This is a genomic window from Cellulomonas pakistanensis, assembly GCF_016862755.1.
In the GTDB taxonomy this organism is placed as follows: Bacteria; Actinomycetota; Actinomycetes; order Actinomycetales; family Cellulomonadaceae; genus Cellulomonas; species Cellulomonas pakistanensis.
Map to the genome: position 1 here is coordinate 93,657 of NZ_BONO01000008.1, position 17,737 is coordinate 111,393.

General features: G+C 77.3%; 18 protein-coding genes. 13 read left to right on the forward strand and 5 right to left on the reverse strand.

Going from position 1 to position 17,737, the window contains the following annotated elements:
* The first annotated feature begins 10 nt into the window (after window positions 1-10).
* Window positions 11-301, forward strand: a complete 291-nt coding sequence (locus tag Cpa01nite_RS07135; protein WP_203668050.1) for a glutaredoxin family protein — start codon at window positions 11-13, stop codon at window positions 299-301.
* A gap of 9 nt (window positions 302-310) precedes the next feature.
* A complete protein-coding gene (locus tag Cpa01nite_RS07140; RefSeq protein ID WP_203668051.1) occupies window positions 311-1,012 on the forward strand; it encodes a redox-sensing transcriptional repressor Rex in 702 nt (233 codons plus the stop codon).
* 286 nt (window positions 1,013-1,298) lie between these two features.
* On the opposite strand, the gene Cpa01nite_RS07145 is transcribed toward Cpa01nite_RS07140, so the two are convergent.
* Window positions 1,299-1,853, reverse strand: a complete 555-nt coding sequence (locus tag Cpa01nite_RS07145; protein WP_203668052.1) for a YceI family protein — start codon at window positions 1,851-1,853, stop codon at window positions 1,299-1,301.
* A gap of 132 nt (window positions 1,854-1,985) precedes the next feature.
* On the opposite strand from Cpa01nite_RS07145, the gene Cpa01nite_RS07150 reads away from it, so the two are divergent.
* The 6 genes from Cpa01nite_RS07150 (at window position 1,986) to ccsB (ending at window position 7,674) form a co-directional block, all read left to right on the forward strand.
* The gene (locus tag Cpa01nite_RS07150; protein ID WP_203668053.1) at window positions 1,986-2,531 is read left to right on the forward strand and encodes a MarR family winged helix-turn-helix transcriptional regulator; all 546 of its coding nucleotides are present in this window, start codon (window positions 1,986-1,988) and stop codon (window positions 2,529-2,531) included.
* Window positions 2,532-2,605: 74 nt separating this feature from the next.
* Window positions 2,606-3,262 carry a histidine phosphatase family protein gene (locus tag Cpa01nite_RS07155; RefSeq protein WP_203668054.1) on the forward strand — a complete coding sequence of 219 codons (657 nt, stop codon included), beginning with the start codon at window positions 2,606-2,608 and terminating at the stop codon, window positions 3,260-3,262.
* Window positions 3,259-3,885, forward strand: coding sequence for a TlpA family protein disulfide reductase (locus Cpa01nite_RS07160; protein ID WP_203668055.1), 627 nt, complete (start codon window positions 3,259-3,261; stop codon window positions 3,883-3,885). Before Cpa01nite_RS07155 ends, Cpa01nite_RS07160 begins: the two co-directional genes overlap by 4 nt.
* Window positions 3,885-4,769 (forward strand): cytochrome c biogenesis CcdA family protein, encoded by an 885-nt coding sequence (locus tag Cpa01nite_RS07165; RefSeq protein ID WP_203668101.1) that lies wholly within the window; start codon window positions 3,885-3,887, stop codon window positions 4,767-4,769. Before Cpa01nite_RS07160 ends, Cpa01nite_RS07165 begins: the two co-directional genes overlap by 1 nt.
* A 1-nt stretch (window position 4,770) precedes the next feature.
* Window positions 4,771-6,549, forward strand: a complete 1,779-nt coding sequence (resB, locus tag Cpa01nite_RS07170; protein WP_203668056.1) for a cytochrome c biogenesis protein ResB — start codon at window positions 4,771-4,773, stop codon at window positions 6,547-6,549.
* A 6-nt stretch (window positions 6,550-6,555) separates the two neighbouring features.
* Window positions 6,556-7,674, forward strand: a complete 1,119-nt coding sequence (gene ccsB, locus Cpa01nite_RS07175; RefSeq protein WP_203668057.1) for a c-type cytochrome biogenesis protein CcsB — start codon at window positions 6,556-6,558, stop codon at window positions 7,672-7,674.
* Window positions 7,675-7,758: 84 nt separating this feature from the next.
* Here ccsB and Cpa01nite_RS07180 read toward each other — a convergent pair whose 3' ends face one another.
* Window positions 7,759-8,109, reverse strand: coding sequence for a PLDc N-terminal domain-containing protein (locus Cpa01nite_RS07180; protein WP_203668058.1), 351 nt, complete (start codon window positions 8,107-8,109; stop codon window positions 7,759-7,761).
* Window positions 8,110-8,231: 122 nt separating this feature from the next.
* Here Cpa01nite_RS07180 and Cpa01nite_RS07185 point away from each other — a divergent pair, with 122 nt between their 5' ends.
* A complete protein-coding gene (locus tag Cpa01nite_RS07185; RefSeq protein WP_203668059.1) occupies window positions 8,232-8,528 on the forward strand; it encodes a DUF4229 domain-containing protein in 297 nt (98 codons plus the stop codon).
* A 40-nt stretch (window positions 8,529-8,568) separates the two neighbouring features.
* On the opposite strand, the gene Cpa01nite_RS07190 is transcribed toward Cpa01nite_RS07185, so the two are convergent.
* Together Cpa01nite_RS07190 and menE are read right to left on the reverse strand one after the other, a co-directional pair.
* Window positions 8,569-9,438 (reverse strand): 1,4-dihydroxy-2-naphthoate polyprenyltransferase, encoded by an 870-nt coding sequence (locus Cpa01nite_RS07190; protein ID WP_203668060.1) that lies wholly within the window; start codon window positions 9,436-9,438, stop codon window positions 8,569-8,571.
* 125 nt (window positions 9,439-9,563) lie between these two features.
* Window positions 9,564-10,754 (reverse strand): o-succinylbenzoate--CoA ligase, encoded by a 1,191-nt coding sequence (gene menE / locus Cpa01nite_RS07195; RefSeq protein ID WP_239068603.1) that lies wholly within the window; start codon window positions 10,752-10,754, stop codon window positions 9,564-9,566.
* Window positions 10,755-10,839: 85 nt separating this feature from the next.
* On the opposite strand from menE, the gene Cpa01nite_RS07200 reads away from it, so the two are divergent.
* A complete protein-coding gene (locus Cpa01nite_RS07200) occupies window positions 10,840-11,901 on the forward strand; it encodes a DUF3048 domain-containing protein (RefSeq protein ID WP_203668062.1) in 1,062 nt (353 codons plus the stop codon).
* A gap of 28 nt (window positions 11,902-11,929) precedes the next feature.
* Here the strand turns inward: Cpa01nite_RS07200 and Cpa01nite_RS07205 are convergent, their stop codons facing one another.
* Window positions 11,930-12,901, reverse strand: a complete 972-nt coding sequence (locus Cpa01nite_RS07205; RefSeq protein WP_203668063.1) for a 1,4-dihydroxy-2-naphthoyl-CoA synthase — start codon at window positions 12,899-12,901, stop codon at window positions 11,930-11,932.
* 43 nt (window positions 12,902-12,944) lie between these two features.
* Between Cpa01nite_RS07205 and Cpa01nite_RS07210 the strand changes: the two genes are divergently transcribed.
* The 3 genes from Cpa01nite_RS07210 to Cpa01nite_RS07220 all read left to right on the forward strand — a co-directional run bounded on the left by Cpa01nite_RS07210 (window position 12,945) and on the right by Cpa01nite_RS07220 (window position 17,671).
* A complete protein-coding gene (locus Cpa01nite_RS07210) occupies window positions 12,945-13,895 on the forward strand; it encodes an o-succinylbenzoate synthase (protein ID WP_239068604.1) in 951 nt (316 codons plus the stop codon).
* Window positions 13,892-15,748: a 2-succinyl-5-enolpyruvyl-6-hydroxy-3-cyclohexene-1-carboxylic-acid synthase gene (gene menD, locus Cpa01nite_RS07215; protein ID WP_308439358.1), complete on the forward strand. Its 1,857-nt coding sequence runs from the start codon at window positions 13,892-13,894 to the stop codon at window positions 15,746-15,748. Before Cpa01nite_RS07210 ends, menD begins: the two co-directional genes overlap by 4 nt.
* Window positions 15,749-15,964: 216 nt before the next feature.
* A complete protein-coding gene (locus Cpa01nite_RS07220; RefSeq protein WP_203668064.1) occupies window positions 15,965-17,671 on the forward strand; it encodes a S1C family serine protease in 1,707 nt (568 codons plus the stop codon).
* Window positions 17,672-17,737: the final 66 nt, after the last annotated feature.

A 17,737-nucleotide genomic window follows, 5' to 3' on the forward strand; every position in this document is an offset into this window, starting at 1 on the left:
GGCTCGTGCCGTGCCGACCCCTCCCGCCGAGACCGAGCCCCGCGTCGTCCTGTACTCCCGCGCCGGCTGCCACCTGTGCGACACGGCCCGCGACCTGGTCGCCGCCGTGGCCGCCGAGCGCGGCGCGACGTGGGCGGAGGTGGACGTCGACTCCGGCGGCACCGCCGCCGACGGGCGGTCGCTCGCGGCCGCGTACGGCGAGCTGCTGCCGGTCGTCGAGGTGGACGGCGCGCGGGTCGGCTACTGGCAGATCGACCGCGACCGGCTCGTCGACGCCCTCGCGGCGCCGCGTCGGGCCTAGGCTGTCGCCGTGCGAGCCCTGCCGCCGACCACCGTCGCCCGCCTGCCGGGGTACCTGCGCTCCCTCGGCGGCCTCGCGTCGGAGGGCGTGACCACGACGTCGTCCGACCAGCTCGCCGAGCTCGTCGGCGCGTCCCCCGCGCAGCTGCGCAAGGACCTGTCCTACCTCGGCGCGGGCGGCCGGCGCGGCGTCGGGTACGAGGTCGACCACCTGCGCCGGCAGATCGCGCAGGCGCTCGGCATGACCGAGGAGCGCCGCGTCGTCATCGTCGGCATCGGCAACCTCGGCCAGGCGCTCGCGGCGTACTCCGGGTTCGCGGACCGCGGGTTCGTGCTGGTCGGGCTGTTCGACACCGACCCCGCGCTGGTCGGCACCGAGGTCGGCGGGCACGTCGTGCAGCACGTCGACGGCCTGGAGCGCGCGGTCGAGGAGCAGGAGGCGAGCGTGGCGATCGTCGCGACGCCGGCCTCCGCCGCGCAGCCCACCACGGACCGGCTGGTCTCGGCCGGCGTGACCGGCATCCTCAACTTCGCGCCGCGCACCGTCCGGGTGCCCGACGGCGTGGACGTCCGCGAGGTCGACCTGGGCTCGGAGCTGCAGATCCTGGGGTTCCACGCGCGCCAGCGCTCGGGCGCGGCGGCCCCGGCGGAGCCCGCCGGCCCGGCGGTCGAGCCGGCCCCCGAGCCGGAGCCGGTCCCCGCCGCCGACTGACCGCGCGCCCGGCACGGTCGCCGACCCGGTCGCGGCGCGGCGCCGCCGACCGGCGCCCCACGTCCGCCTCGGGCGCCGAGCGGGCACCGGACACGTCGACTGGGCAACCAGGGGATGCCCGCTCGACGCGTCCGGTGCTTACTCGGCGAGCGCGACGCCGGCGCGCCCCGGACGTGCGAGAGGGCCCGGTCGATCGCGGCAGGGGTGCGCGATCGACCGGGCCCTCACGGGCGCCGGCTCCCGGTGCGCGTGCGGCGCACCGGGAGCCGGCGGGTCGTGCCGAGGGTCAGGCCGCCTTGATGGCGGAGACCTCGAGGTTGATGACGACCTTGTCGCTCACCAGGACGCCGCCGGCCTCGAGGGCCGCGTTCCAGGTGATGCCGAACTCCTTGCGGGAGATCGTCACGGAGGAGGAGAAGCCGGCGCGCTGGTTGCCGAACGGGTCGGTGGCCGCGCCGCCGAACTCGGTGGCCAGGTCGACGGACTTGGTCACGCCGTTGATGGTGAGGTCGCCGGTCACGACGTAGTCCTCGCCGTCCGCGCGGACCGCGGTCGAGGCGAAGGTCCACTCGCCGAACTTCTCCAGGTCGAAGAAGTCGGCCGACTTGAGGTGGCCGTCGCGGCCCGCGTCGCCGGTGTTGATGGTCGACGGGTCGAGGGCGGCGGTCACGCCGGAGAGGGTCAGGTCCTCGGCGACGGTGATGGTGCCGGAGGTCACCGCGACGGTGCCGCGGACCTTGGAGATGCCCGCGTGGCGGACGGTGAAGGACGCCTCGGTGTGCGAGGGGTCGATCGTCCAGGTGCCGGCGGTCAGGGCGGTGGGGAGCGTCGTGGTCGACATGGGTGCCTCCTGCGTTTGGTTGAAGCATCAACTGCGGTTAGTTGAGATTTCTACTACAGTGGGATCCGCTGCGCAAGGCCTGTGGGACGATCAGCCACCGACGTCACAGACGGCCGCGGGAGGAGGACGGCGATGAGCACCACGACCACCGGGAAGGCGACGGCGCGCCCGCCGCGGGAGCACGATGACGTGCGCTGGCTCACGGCGGACGAGCAGCGCGCCTGGCGCGCCTACCGCGACGGCACCGCCCGCCTGCTCGACGTCCTCGCGCACGAGCTGGAGGAGGACTCCGGCCTGTCCCTCGGCGAGTACGAGGTGCTGGTCCGGCTGTCCGAGGCGCCGCAGCGCACGCTCCGCATGTCGGAGCTGGCGGGCGAGCTCGCGCACTCCCGGAGCCGACTCACCCACACCGTCCGCCGCATGGAGTCCGCCGGCCTGGTCGAGCGCGCCCCCTGCCTGGAGGACGCCCGCGGTGTGAACTGCACCATGACGGAGACCGGCTGGCGGCGGCTCGTCGACGCCGCGCCGTCGCACGTCGAGTCCGTCCGCCGGCACCTGGTCGACGTGCTCACGCCGGCGCAGATGCAGGCCCTGGGCGACGCGATGGCCGCCGTGGGCGCCGCGCTGCAGGCCGGCTGCGCCCAGGCCGAGGCCGCCGCGGAGGCGTCCGGGCGCTGACCCCGGGGCGCCGTCCCGGCCCCGGAGCGGGGCCCGGTGCCCGACCACCCAGCCGGGTTTGCGAGACTGACCCCATGGTCGCCACCACCATCCACCTCATGCGGCACGGCGAGGTGCACAACCCGCAGGGCGTGCTCTACGGACGGCTCGACGGGTACCACCTGTCCGAGCGCGGCCGCGAGATGGCCGAGCGCGTCGCCGCGCACCTGACCGGACGGCTCGACGGGCCGCGCCGCGACGTCACCGCGCTGTTCGCGTCGCCGCTGACGCGCGCGCAGGAGACGGTCGCGCCGATCGCCGAGGCGCTCGGCCTGCCCGTCACCACCGACGAGCGGCTGCTCGAGGCCGAGAACAAGTTCCAGGGCCTGACGTTCGGCGTCGGCGACGGCTCGCTGCGGCACCCGCGCCACTGGCCGCTGCTGGTCAACCCGTTCCGCCCGTCGTGGGGCGAGCCGTACCGGCAGCAGGCCGGCCGGATGCTCGCCGTCGTCGAGCGCGCCCGCGACGCCGCCCGGGGGCACGAGGCCGTGCTGGTCAGCCACCAGCTGCCGATCTGGGTCACCCGGCTCGCGCTGGAGGACCGCCGGCTGTGGCACGACCCGCGCCGCCGGCAGTGCTCGCTCGCGTCGCTGACGTCGCTCACCTACGAGGACGACCGCCTCGTGCGGATCGGCTACACCGAGCCCGCCGCCGACCTGCTGCCCGGCGCCTCCGCCGTGGCGGGCGCGTGACGACCGCCGCGCGGCCCGCCCGCCGCGCCCGGACCCGCCGCGCCGCCTCGGTCGCGATCGCGCTCGCGGGCGCCCTCGCTCTCGCCGCGTGCTCCGGCGGCGGCACGACGACCGCGGACACGGACGTCGCCGACCAGGGCTACGTGTCCGGCGACGGCTCGTTCACGCAGTGGGCCGCCGACGACCGCAAGGGCCCCGTCGAGGTCGCGGGCACGGACTACGAGGGCGAGGCGGTCGACGTCGCGGACTGGCGCGGCGACGTCGTCGTCCTCAACACCTGGTACGCGCAGTGCCCGCCGTGCCGGGAGGAGGCGCCCGACCTCGTCGACATCGCCAACGAGTACGCCGACGCCGGCGTGCACCTGCTCGGCATCAACGGGGTCGACGACGCCGGTGCGGCCGTGCCGTTCCAGGAGACGTTCGACGTGCCGTACCCGAGCATCGACGACCGGGACAAGCACGCCATCGCCGCGCTGCAGGGCATCGTGCCGATCCAGGCGACGCCGACGACGGTCGTGCTCGACCGCGAGGGCAAGGTGGCCGCGCGGATCGTCGGCCTGGCCGAGGGCTCCACGCTGCGCGCGCTCGTCGACGAGGTGCTCGCCGAGGACGGCGCGGCGTGATGCTCGCCGACGTCGGGGACTCGTTCGCGCAGGCGGCCACCTCGGGCTCGCTGCTCGCGGCCGTGCCCGTCGCGGTGCTCGCCGGGCTGGTGTCGTTCGCCTCGCCCTGCGTGCTGCCGCTCGTCCCCGCCTACGTCGGCTACCTGGGCGGCATGTCCGCCGCCTCCGCGCCGGGCCCCGCGCCGCGGGTGCGCGCCGCTGCGGGCTCCGCGCCCGGCGGCCCGGCCCCCGCGCTCGCGATCCCGGCGCAGCCCGCGCTGACCTCCGGCGCCGCCTCGGCCCCCGCACCCGCGCCGTCCCGCGGCCGGCTGGTGCTCGGGGTCCTGCTGTTCGTCGCCGGGTTCACGGCCGTCTTCCTCGCCTACGGCTCGCTGGCCGGATCGCTCGGCTCGTTCCTGCTGCGCTGGCAGGACCCGGTGTCCCGGGTGCTCGGCGTCGGCGTGCTCGTCATGGGCCTCGCGTTCCTCGGCCTGGTGCCGTTCCTGGAGCGGGACAGCCGCCGGGTCCTGGCGCCGCGCGCCGGCCTGTGGGGCGCGCCCGTGCTCGGGGTGACGTTCGGCATCGGCTGGACGCCGTGCATCGGGCCGACCCTCGCCGCGATCCTCGTGCTGTCCCTCGACGGCGGGTCCGCCGGCCGCGGCGCGCTGCTCGCGCTCGCGTTCTGCGTCGGCCTGGGTCTCCCGTTCGTCGCCGTCGCGCTGGGGCTGCAGCGCAGCCGCCGCGCCCTCGACTGGCTCGCCCGGCACCGCGTCGCGGTGATGCGGGTCGGCGGCGGCCTCCTGCTCCTGCTCGGTGCCGCGCTGGTCACCGGCCTCTGGTCCGCGTGGGCGGGCTGGCTCCAGGGGCTCCTGACCGGCGCCGAGCCCTTCGTCCCGGCGGTGTGAGATGACGCGCGACCGACAGACCACCGAGCCCTCGCCCCGCGGGTACACCCCCGAGGGGCTCGAGGACGCGTTCAGCGCGGCCGACCCGGCCCCGGCGACGGCGGCCGGGCGCGGCGCGGGCGGCGGCGCGGGCGGCGGCGACGGCGCGGCCCCGGCGCTGCCCTCGCTCGGGCTCGTCGGCTGGCTGCGCTGGGGCTGGCGGCAGCTCACGTCGATGCGGGTGGCGCTGCTGCTCCTCATGCTGCTCGCCGTCGCCGCCGTGCCGGGCACGATCTTCCCGCAGCGCTCGCAGGACCCGGCCGACGTCGCGACCTACCTGTCCGACCACCCGGACCTCGGGCCGGTGCTCGACCGGCTCGGGTTCTTCGGCGTGTACTCGTCGGTCTGGTTCTCCGCGATCTACCTGCTGCTGTTCGTCTCGCTGGTCGGCTGCATCCTGCCCCGCAGCCGGACGCACCTGCGGGCCATGCGCGGCCGGCCGCCGCGCGCCCCGCGCCGGTTCGACCGGTTCCCGGCCCAGGCGTCCGCCGAGCTCGACGGCACGCCGGAGCAGGTCGCGCAGCGCGCGGCCGCCGCGCTGGGCGGCCCGCGCTGGTGGCGCCGGTTCCGGGTCGACGTGCGCGACGAGGGCCGCGGGGTGTGGAGCGTCGCCGCCGAGCGCGGCTACCTCCGCGAGACGGGCAACCTGCTGTTCCACCTGGCGCTGGTCGGCCTGCTGGTCTCCATCGCCACCGGCCAGCTGCTGCACTTCCGCGGCCAGGCGATCGTCGTCGAGGGGCGGTCGTTCGCGAACACGCAGAGCGACTACGACACCTTCGAGTCCGGGGCCGGGTTCAGCGCCGCGTCGCTCACGCCGTTCTCGATGCGGCTGGACTCGTTCGAGTCGTCGTTCGACCCGGCGACCCTGCAGTCGCGCGACTTCACCGCGCACGTGACGGTCACCGAGCCGGGCGCCGACGCGGTCGCGCAGGAGATCAAGGTCAACCACCCGATCGACGTCGACGGCGCCAAGATCTACCTGCAGGGCAACGGCTACGCGCCGCAGGTGACGGTGCGCGACGCGGACGGCGCGGTCACGTTCTCCGGCGCCGTGCCGTTCCTGCCGCAGGACACCGTCTACACGTCGCAGGGCGTCATCAAGGTGCCGGACGTCACCTCCGGGCCGCAGATCGGGCTCCAGGGCGTGCTGCTGCCGACCGCCGAGCAGGTGGGCGACACCCTGTACCGCTCGGTGTACCCGCAGCCCACCGACCCGCTGCTCGCGCTCGCGGTGTGGACCGGCGACCTCGGCCTGGACGACGGCGTCCCCCAGAACGTCTACCAGCTCGACGAGACGGGCCTGACCCAGGCCGTCGACGACGAGGGGCTGCCGGTCACGCTCTACCTGCGCCCGGGCGAGACGGTCGACCTGCCGGACGGGCTGGGGACGCTGACGTTCGACGCGCTGCCGCGGTTCGTGGCGCTCGACCTGCGGCACGACCCGTCGCTCGCGTGGGTGCTGACGTTCGCGCTGCTCGCGTTCGCGGGGCTCGCGGCGTCGCTGTTCGTGCCGCGCCGGCGGGTGTGGCTGCGGCTGCGCCCGGCGGACGCGGAGGGCGCTGTCGAGGGCACCACCGCGGGGGACGAAGGTCCCGGGGCAGCCCGTACAGTGGTCTCCGCCGCCGCGCTCGCGCGTGGCGACGACGTGGGCCTCCAGGCGGAGCTCGACCGGGCGGTGGACCGCCTGCGCGACAGCCGCCCCCCGAGCGGCGACGGGCCCACCGGCCGGACCGGAAGGTAGAAGGACATGGCACTCGGCGACATCAGCACCCTGCTCGTGTGGGGGGCGGCGACGGCGTTCACGATCGCCCTGATCGCCTACACCTCGGCCCTGGCCCGGCTGGCCGACGCCGCGTCCGCGGAGCACCGCGCCGAGCGGGCGGCCAAGGTCGCCGCCGCGAAGCAGGCCCGCGCCGCCGCGCGCGAGACCGTCGGGGCGGGCGGGCCGTCCGGGCCGGTCGTGCCCGCCGACGCGGACGCGGACGACACCGCCGTCGCGCCGCGGTCCGGCCGGATCGACGACGCCGAGCCCGAGCGCCCGATGGCGGCGCCCCGGGCGACCACCGGCATCGCCCGGACCACCACCTACCTCGGCATCCTGCTGCTGGGCGCCGGCATCGTGCTGCGCGGAGTCGCGGCCGGACGCTGGCCGACGGCGAACATGTACGAGTTCACGCTGGTCGGCACGTTCGTCGCCGCCGTGGTGCTCGCCGTCGTGCAGCGGAAGCGGGTCATCCCGTTCCTCGGCGTGATCGTCATGGGCATCGGCGTGCTCGCCCTCGCGCTGGGGCTGCTGGTGTTCTTCGTGCAGGCCGACGAGGTGCAGCCCGCGCTCCAGAGCTACTGGCTGATCATCCACGTCGGCGTCGCCATCGCGGCGACCGGCATCTTCACCGTCGCGTTCGCGACCGCCGTGCTCCAGGTGCTGCAGGACGGCCGCGAGACCGGCCGCTCGCACCTCGACCACCCGTGGCGCGCGGCGGACGGCCTGCGCCGCTCGCTCGCCCGCTGGCGGGTCACCGGCCCGGCCTTCTCCTGGCTGCGCACGGTGCCGTCCGCCCGCCGGCTCGAGGCGCTGTCCTTCCGGCTCAACGCCATCGGCTTCGTCCTGTGGACGTTCACGCTCATCGGCGGCGCCATCTGGGCCGAGCACGCCTGGGGCCGGTACTGGGGCTGGGACCCCAAGGAGGTCGGCACCTTCGTCGCCTGGGTCGTGTACGCGGCGTACCTGCACGCGCGCACCACGCGCGGCTGGGCGGGGCGCAAGGCGGCGTACTTCGTCTACGTGGGCTACGCGGTCGTGCTGGCGAACTTCACCGTCGTGAACCTGTTCGTCGACGGCAAGCACTCGTACTCCGGTCTCTGACCGGCCGGGCTGCGCGCCCGAGTGGAAGATCTGGCCCGACACGCCACGGCGTGTCGGGCCGTTTCTTCCACTCGACGGGCGCGGTCAGCCGCGGGCGCCCTCGTCCGGGACGTCGCCGTCGCTCGACCCCTGCTCGCGCTCCCGGCGCCGGCGCTCCTGGTCGAGCCGCCAGAGGAAGTCCGGGTCGTCGTCGGGCGCGACCGGCCCCGACCGCCGCGGCCCGGCGCCCGGACGGCCGCCCCCGGCGGTGCCGGCGGCCGGCGCCGCGCGGCTGCTCAGGATCCACGCGAGCGGTCCGGCGATCGGCACCAGCGCGATGAGGAACCACGCCCCCTTGGGCAGTCCGCGCCGTGCCCGCTCGTCGCTCGTGGCGATGTCGGCGAGGGCGTACACCGCCAGGCCGATGATCACGAGGAAGAAGAGCGCGCGAGCCATGCCCCACCCTAACCAGCGCGCGCTCGCGTCCTCTCCCCGGAGCGGGAGATCGGGCGAACCCGCACGAGCTCGTCACAACCCGCGGGGACGGTGCGCGGCGCGGACCGGCCTACCCTGGACCCGTGCCCGTCGTGACCTACTCGCTGCTCCGCCTCGCCCTGTTCGTCGTCTGCGCCGTCGCCCTCGTGCTGGCCGGCACCGGCTACCTGCTGGGCGTGATCGGCGCGGCCCTGCTCGCGGCGCTGCTGTCCTACGCGCTGCTGCGCGGCCCCCGCGACCGCGCGGCGGCGTGGCTCCAGGCCCGCTCCGAGGCGCGCGGCGACCGCCCCCGGCTGTCCCGCAACGCGAGCGCGGACGCCGCGGCGGAGGACGCCGCGGTCGAGGCGGCGGAGCAGGGCACGCCGGGCGAGCCGCGCTGACCGAGCGGGACCGCCGGGGTGACCCCGGCGGACCGGCCGGCTAGAGCGCCAGGCCCAGCCCGAGCAGCACGCCGTAGGCGAGCTCGTACATCCCGGTCCCGGCCAGGACGGGCACCAGCGCGATGCCGCGCGCGCCGACCAGCACGGTGAACGCCAGGATCCCCGCCGGGAGCGCGAGCAGGATCACGATCAGCGCCCACGGGTTCGCGAGGGCGCACACCAGGCCGAGCAGCACCGGCAGCACCACCATCACGGCGTACGCGCGCCGCGCGCGGTGCTCGCCCAGGCGGACGGCCAGGGTGCGCTTGCCGACCAGGGCGTCGGTCGGGATGTCCCGCAGGTTGTTGACCATGAGCAGGGCGCACGCGATCAGGCCGATGGCGACCGCGCCGACCCACGCGGGCCAGGTCGTCGTGCCGGCCTGGGTGTAGGTCGTGCCGAGCACCGCCACGAGCCCGAAGAACACGAAGACGCCGACCTCGCCGAGGCCGAGGTAGCCGTACGGCCGGCGCCCGCCGGTGTAGAACCACGCCGCGAGCACGCAGAGGACGCCGATCGCGAGCAGCCACCACTGGCCGCTGAGCGCGACCAGCCCGAGCCCGAGCAGGCCGGCGACGCCGAGCGCCGCGAAGGCCGCCGCCTTGACCGTCCGGGGGAGGGCCGCGCCGCTGGCGGTGAGCCGCATCGGACCGACCCGCTCGGCGTCGGTGCCGCGCACGCCGTCGGAGTAGTCGTTCGCGTAGTTGACGCCGACCTGGAGCGCGAGCGCGACGCCGAGCGCGAGCAGGGCCCGCCCGAGGTGCGCGGACTCGATCTGCGCGGCGGCGCCGGTGCCGACCAGCACCGGGGCGGCGGCGGCGGGCAGGGTGCGCGGGCGCGCTCCGGCGACCCACTCGGCGGCGGTGGCCATGGTGCTCCTGTCGTGGGGCCGCGGCGCGGGCCGCGGCGGATCGGCGTGCAGCGACGGTATCCCGGAACGACCGGCGGGCACGCACCCGGCAGACCCGGGCGGCCCGTCCGTGGTGCCCCGGACGGTCAGGAGCCGGCGTCGGTCGTCGGCACCCCGAGCTCGCGGGCCGCCAGCGCCGCCGCGCCCCGGCGGTCGGGCTTGCCCGGTCCCCGCAGCGGCAGCGCCGCGACCGTCACGAGGTGCCGGGGGGCCGCGGGGCCGCCGAGCGCGGCGGTGGCCGCGGCCCGCAGGTCCGCGAGGTCCGGCCCCGGCGACCCGGCGGAGGGCACGACCACGGCGACGAGCGCCTGCCCCCACTCCGGGTCGGGGACGCCCACCACGAGGACCTCGCCGACGCCCGCGCACCCGGCGAGCGCGCGCTCCACGGCCGCCGGCGGCACCTTCACGCCACCCGTGACCAGCACGTCGTCGGCGCGGCCGAGCACCTCCAGCCGTCCGTCGACCCACCGGCCGAGGTCGCTGGTCCGCAGCCACCGGGTGCCGTCGCGGTCCTCGAACAGCTCGGCGTCCAGGTCGGGGCGGCCGCGGTAGCCGGCGGCGAGCACGGGCCCGGCGATCCGGATCCGGCCGTCGGCGTCCAGGTCGACCGCCACGCCGTCGAGGGGCGCGCCGTCGTACACGCACCCGCCGCAGGTCTCGGACATGCCGTACGTCGTGACCACCCGCGCGCCGGCCGACCGCGCCGCCGCCAGCAGCTCCGCGGGCGCCGCGGCGCCGCCGAGCAGCACCGCGTCGAACGCCGTGAGCGCGGCCCGGCCCTCCGCCGAGCCGAGCAGCCGGTGCACCTGCGTCGGCACCAGGGACGTGTACCGCGGCAGGTCGGCGTCGGGCATCCGCCGCACGGCCGCGGCGAACGCGTCGGCGCGGAACGGCCCGGCGAGCACGGCGGGCTCCGTCCCGGCGAGGACCGACCGCACCAGGACCTGCAGCCCGGCGACGTGCGTCGGGGGGAGCGGCAGCAGCCACCGCCCGGGCCCGCCCAGCCGCGCCTCGGTCGCGGCGGCGGACGCGCGCAGGGCCGTGGCGGTCAGCAACACCTCGCGCGGGGTGCCGGTCGACCCGGACGTGCGGACCAGCAGCGCCACGTCGTCGGGCACCTCGCCCGGGTCGTCGGGGCCCCGGGTCGGCACGCCGGTGTCGGTCGCCTCGACCGGCAGCACGGCCGGCCCCGAGCCGTCCAGCGCGGCGGCCAGCGCGGCGGTCAGGCCGGGCACCGCGGCGGGGGAGACGGGGACGACGCGGACGGGGCGGCTCACCTCGTCAGGGTAGGACCGCCCGTAGAGTGGCGCGGGACGCGCGGCGGGGACGCCGCGCACGCAGGCGGCACGGAGGGTTCGGAACATGGTCCACACCACGAGGCGGGGGCTGCGTCGTGCCTCCGCCCTGGCCGTCGCGGCGGCGCTGCTCGTCGCCGGCTGCTCCCAGGGCGGGCAGCCCGGGCCGGAGGCCGCCACGGTGGCCCCGACGCTCGAGCCGCAGAAGGCCGCGGCCCCCGAGCCCGCCGTCCCGCCGACGTGGCCGCTGACGGGCGTCGCCGGGGAGCCCGCGACCCGCCCCGCGCTCGCCGTGAAGATCGAGAACACCGCCGTGGCCCGCCCGCAGTCCGGCCTGGAGCAGGCGGACGTGGTGTGGGAGACGATCGTCGAGTTCGAGGTGTCGCGGCTCGTCGCCGTGTGGCACTCGCAGGCGCCCGCCGAGGTGGGCCCCATCCGCTCCGTGCGGCCCATGGACCCGGACATCGTGTCGCCGCTCAACGGCCTGCTGACGTTCTCCGGCGGCCAGCCGGGCATCCTCGCGCTGGTCGAGGCCAGCCCGACCCAGGTGATCAGCCACGACGCCGGCGCCCCGGGGCTGTACCGGCTGGGCTCGCGCTCGGCGCCGCACAACGTCTACGCGAACCCGGCGGACCTGTGGGCGCAGGCCGACGCGAACCACCAGGCGAGCCCGGGCGAGCAGTTCGCGTTCGCGCGGACCGCGGAGCGGGCGACCGCGGTCGTGGCCGGCACCCCGGCCACGACGCTCGCGTTCGACCTGTCCAGCCAGTCGAAGCCGAGCTGGACCTGGAACGGCACCGCGTGGGACCGGTCGGAGGGCTCGACCCCCGCGACCGCCGCCTCCGGCGCCCGCCTGTCCGCGACCAACGTCGTGTCGATCGTCGCCGACCACCCGGGCACGCCGTTCGGCGCCCAGAACGGCGCGATCGTGCCGACCTACACCCTGGTGGGCTCGGGCGAGGGCACCCTGGCGACGGGCGGGAAGACCGTGCCGGTGCGCTGGCAGAAGGACTCCCGCGACGCGCCGATGCAGCTGTTCACCGCCGAGGGTGCTCCGGCGCTCCTCGCGCCCGGCAACACGTGGGTCGAGCTGGTGCCCGCGGGCTCGGGGTCGCTGGCCGTCTCCTGACGGCCGCGACCGCGGGCCCGCGCCGGGCTCAGTAGGCGTACGGGAACCGGCTCCAGTCGGGGTCCCGGCGCTCGAGGAACGCGTCGCGCCCCTCGACGGCCTCGTCGGTCATGTACGCCAGGCGGGTCGCCTCGCCGGCGAACACCTGCTGCCCGGCCAGGCCGTCGTCGGCCAGGTTGAACGCGAACTTGAGCATCCGGATCGCCTGCGGCGACTTCGTCGCGACGATCCGCGCGTACTCCAGCGCGGCGTCCTCGAGGTCGGCGTGGTCGACGACGTCGTTGACGGCGCCCCACGCCATCGCCTGCTCGGCGGAGTACTCGCGCGCCAGGAAGAAGATCTCCCGCGCCCGCTTCTGGCCCACCTGCCGGGCGAGCAGCGCCGAGCCGTAGCCGCCGTCGAACGAGCCGACGTTGGCGTCGGTCTGCATGAACCGGGCGTGCTGGCGCGAGGCGATCGTCAGGTCGGCGACGACGTGCAGGGAGTGCCCGCCGCCCGCGGCCCAGCCGTTCACGACGGCGACCACGACCTTCGGCATGGTCCGGATCAGCCGCTGCACCTCGAGGATGTGCAGCCGGCCCGCGCGCGCCGGGTCGATGGCGTCGGCGGTCTCGGCGTCGGTGGAGCCGGTGTACCGGTAGCCGTCCCGGCCGCGGATGCGCTGGTCGCCGCCGGAGCAGAACGCGTACCCGCCGTCCTTGGGGCTCGGCCCGTTGCCCGTGAGCAGGACGGTCCCGACGTCGGAGGTCATCCGCGCGTGGTCGAGCACCCGGTACAGCTCGTCGACCGTGTGCGGCCGGAACGCGTTGCGCACCTCGGGCCGGTCGAACGCCACCCGGACCACCGGGAGGTCCCGCGCGGTGCCGTCCGCCGACCGCGCGACGCCGCGGTGGTACGTGAGGTCCGTCAGGTCCTCGAAGCCGGTGACCGTGCGCCAGCGGCTCGGGTCGAAGGTGTCGGAGACGCGCGGGGGGAGCGGGGCGGCGGCGGGGTCGGTCACGCTGCCCAGCGTAGGGCGGCGGCGAGCCTCTACGCTGAGCCGCGTGCACGTCTACGCCATCCCCCTGCGGACGCGCTTCCGCCGGATCGCGGTGCGCGAGGGCGTGCTGGTCCGCGGGGACGCGGGGTGGGGCGAGTTCAGCCCGTTCTGGGACTACGACGCCGCGGAGTCGGCCGCCTGGTGGCGCGCGACCCGCGAGGCGGCGGACGAGGGCTTCCCGGCGCCGGTCCGCGACCGGGTGCCCGTGAACGTCACCGTGCCGGCGGTCGGCCCCGACGCGGCGCGCCGGATCGTGCTGGCCTCCGGCGGCTGCACGACGGCGAAGGTGAAGGTCGCCGAGCCGGGCCAGGGAGCCGCGGAGGAGGCCGACCGCCTGGCGGCGGTGCGCGACGCGCTCGGCCCCGGCGGGTCGATCCGCATCGACGCGAACGCGGCGTGGGACGTCGACACCGCGGTCGAGCGGCTGAAGGTGCTGGACCGCGCGGCCCGCGGGCTCGAGTACGCGGAGCAGCCGGTCGCCTCCGTCCGGGACCTCGCGCGGCTGCGCCGGGCGACGCACGTGCCGATCGCCGCCGACGAGTCGATCCGGCGGGCCGAGGACCCGATGGCGGTCGTCCGCGCCGAGGCCGCCGACGTCGTCGTGCTCAAGGTGCAGCCGCTCGGCGGCGTGCGCGCCTGCCTCGATCTGGCCGAGCAGGTCGGCCTGCCGGTCGTGGTGTCGTCCGCGCTGGAGTCGTCGGTCGGGCTGGCGGCGGGCGTGGCCCTCGCGGCGGCGCTGCCGGAGCTGCCGTTCGCGTGCGGGCTCGCCACCGCCCAGCTGCTCACCGACGACGTGGCCGACCCGTCGCTGCTTCCGGTCGACGGCGCGCTGCCGGTGGCGGCGGCGCGCGCGGTCGTCCCGAGCCAGGAGCGCCTCGCGGCGACCGCGGCGGACGCGGCCACGGAGGCCCGCTGGACCGAGCGCCTGGCCGCGGTGCGGGCGGTGTCGCGGTGACGGCCGGCGACGGTGCCGTGGGCCCGGACGCCGCCCCCGCTCCCGCGCCCGGCCCCCGCGGTCCCGTGCGCGGCGCCCCCGCGGCCCAGGCGGCGCGCCTCCTGGTGCAGGAGCTCGCCGCGCACGGCGTGCGGGACGTCGTCCTGGCGCCCGGCTCGCGGAGCGCCCCGCTGGCGTACGCGCTGGCGGAGGCCGCCCTCCCCGACGCCGAGCGGCCGGCCGGCGCGCCCGCCGTCCGGCTGCACGTGCGGGTCGACGAGCGGTCCGCCGCGTTCCTCGCGCTGGGCCTCGCCCGGGCCGCCGCGGCCGAGGACGCACCGCGCGCCGTCGCGGTGGTCACGACGTCCGGCACGGCCGTGGCGAACCTGCACCCGGCCGTCCTGGAGGCGCACCACGCCGGGGCGCCGCTGCTGCTGCTGACCGCCGACCGCCCGCACGAGCTGCGCGGCACCGGCGCCAACCAGACGACCGTCCAGCCCGGGCTCTTCGGCCCGGCGACCCGGCTGGAGGCCGACGTGCCCGCGCCCTCGGGCCGGCCGGGGGAGGACCGCGACCTGCGGCACCTGGTGTCCCGGGCCGTCGCGGCCGCGCTCGGCGCGCGCACCGGCGACCCGGGGCCCGTGCACCTGGACCTCGCCTACCGGGAGCCGCTCGTGCCCGGCCCCGAGCCGTGGCCGGCGCCCGGCGCCGGGGGCCGGGTCGACGTGCTCGCCCGCACGAGCACCGACCCCGCGGGCGGTGCGGGCGTGCCCGCGCGCGCCGACCTGCCCGGCCCGGTCGTGGTCGTGGCGGGCGACGGGGCCGGACCCGACGCGCGCCGGCTCGCCGAGGCGGCCGGCTGGCCGCTGCTCGCCGAGCCGTCGTCCGGCGCCCGCGGCGGCCGCAACGCCCTCGGCACGTACCGGGTGCTGCTCGGCGACCCCGCGCTCGGCGGCCGGGTCCGCTCGGTGGTGCTGCTCGGGCGCCCGACCCTCAGCCGGCCGGTGTCGGCGCTGCTCGCGCGGGACGACGTCGACCTCACCGTGGTCGCCCCGGCCGGCTCGGGCTGGCCGGACGCCGGGCGGGCCGCCGACCGGGTGCTGCCCGCGCTGCCCGCCGCCTGGCTGGACGGCCCGGCGGACGACCCGGCCTGGCTCGACGCCTGGCGGCGCGCGGACGCCGCGGCCTCCGCCGCGGTCGACGCGGAGCTGGACGACGACCCCGCCGCCCCGCCGACCCGCGCCACCCCGCCGCTCACCGGGCCGCGGGCGGTCCGGTCCGTCGCGGAGGCGTCGCTGCCCGGCGACGTGCTGGTGGTCGGCTCGTCGAACCCCGTGCGCGACCTCGACCTCGTCGCGCGCTGGGCGGAGCCGCCGCTGGTGCTCGCCAACCGCGGCCTGGCCGGGATCGACGGGATGCTGTCGACCGCCGCGGGCGTCGCGCTCGGGCTGCCGCGGCGCCGGGTGCGGGCGCTGGTCGGCGACCTGACCTTCCTGCACGACGTCGGCGGGCTGCTGCGGCTCACCACCGAGCCGGAGGTCGACCTGCAGGTCGTGGTGCTCAACGACGCCGGCGGCTCGATCTTCGCGACCCTCGAGCACGGGGCGCCGGAGCGCGCGCGGACGTTCGAGCGGGTGTTCGGCACCCCGCACGCCGTCGACGTCGCCGCGCTGTGCGCCGGGTTCGGCGTGCGGCACGTGCGGGTGTCCGACGAGACGGCGCTCGCGGCCGCGCTCGCCGCGCCGGGGCGGGGCACGTCGGTCGTCGAGGTGCGGGTGGACCGGGTGGACCGGCGGGCGCTCGGCGAGCGGCTGACCGCCGCCGCGCGGGACGCGGCGCGCGGCGCGCTGGGCGACCCGGCCGACCGGGGCTGAGCGTCCCGAGGTCGTCCCGGGGCGGGGATGGCGCGGGGCGTCGTGGGCCCGGCGCACCGGTCGCGGGTCGCGGCGCGCCGTGTTCGGATGTCCGCCGGGCCGTGGCGGGGACGCCGGACGGGCCGTCTCCGCGGATTCGCAGCGGACTCCCAGGTTCCACCGAGCACGGCCCCAGGACGCGGGGGTCTCATGGTCGGCGAGAAGGAGGTACACCCCATGAGCAGCAGCACCCCCGAGGGTCCGCGGGACGGCCAGGGCGCGCGGGAGCGCACCGAGGACGTCACCGCTGCGACCGAGGCCGTCCCCGCCACGCACGCCGACGCGACGCCCGCCCCGGCGCCCGCCGCCCCCGCGGCCGAGGCCCACCCGCAGGACGCGCCGACCCAGCGCCTCGCGCCCGCGGACACCCAGCAGCTCCCGCCGACGCCCGCCGGCGCGGCCGCGCCGCAGCAGCCGGCCCGCCCGGCGCCGGAGCAGCCGCGGTACGGGCAGTACGCGGCCCAGCACCCGGCCGCGCCGCAGCACCCCGCGGGGCAGCAGCACGCGCCGCAGCACCCCGCGGGGCAGCAGCACGCGTCGCAGCAGCACGACCCGCTCGCCGCGTTCCGCGCGCCGGCCGGCCCGACCGGCCCGCAGGGCCCGACCGGTGGCCCCGAGTACCCCGCCGCGTACGGCGCCCCGGGCGAGCCCGGCACCACCCGCACCCGCACGGCGCGCGACCGCCTGTGGCTGCCGGTCGCGAGCGTCGGCGTCGCCGCCGCCGTCCTGGCCAGCCTCGGCACCGCCGCGCTGACGGGCGCCTTCGCCGACGACACGGGCGCCCGCGAGTCGTCGATCGCGTCGATCGGCCGCGCCAGCAACGACAGCGTGCCGGTGTCCGGCTCGTCCTCGGAGAGCCCGGACTGGCAGGCCGTCGCGTCCGCCGTCCAGGACTCCGTCGTCGCGATCACCGTCACGACGAACGGTGGCGAGGCGCAGGGCTCCGGCGTGATCGTCGACCCCGAGGGCCATGTCGTCACGAACAACCACGTGGTGTCCGGCGCCCAGGACGGCCAGGTCCAGGTCACGCTGACCGACGGCCGGATCTTCACCGCGGACGTCGTCGGCACCGACCCGACCACCGACCTCGCGGTGATCCAGCTCCAGGACGCCCCGGACGACCTGCAGGCCGCGGCCCTCGGCGACTCGTCCGAGGTGACGGTCGGCGACCCGGTCATGGCGGTCGGCAACCCGCTCGGCCTGGCCAACACGGTGACGACGGGCATCGTCTCGGCGCTCGACCGCCCCGTGTCGACCACCGAGAGCGGCAGCAACGAGGCCGTGGTCACGAACGCCATCCAGATCGACGCGGCGGTCAACCCGGGCAACTCCGGCGGGCCGCTGTTCGACGCGCAGGGCCGGGTCATCGGCATCACGTCGTCGATCGCCACCACCTCCAGCGAGTCCGGGTCGATCGGCCTCGGCTTCGCGATCCCGGTGAACCTCGCCGACATGATCGCCGGCCAGCTCATCGAGGACGGCACCGCGGAGCACGCGTTCCTCGGCGTCGGGCTGGTGGACAACACCGCGACCGCCGACGGCGTGACCCGTGCCGGCGCCCAGGTGCAGTCGGTGACCTCCGGCTCGCCGGCCGCCGACGCCGGCGTCCGGGAGGGCGACGTCATCGTGGCCATCGACGGCCGGGCCGTCGCGGGCGCCGAGTCGCTCACGGGCTACGTCCGGGCGTACGCCTCGGGCGACGAGGTCACCCTGACGCTGGTCCGGGACGGCGCGTCGCAGGACGTGGACGTCACGCTCGCGGTGCGCCAGGAGACGGCCGCGAGCGACTCCGGCTCGGGCGGCTCCGGCAGCACCGACCCGCGCGAGATGTCGCCCGACGAGCTCTGGCAGTGGTTCCAGCAGCAGCAGGGCGGCCAGGGCTGACACCGGCCCCCACGAACGGTCTCCGGGCGGGTCCCCCCTGCCCCGCCCGGGGACCGGGGGTGGTGA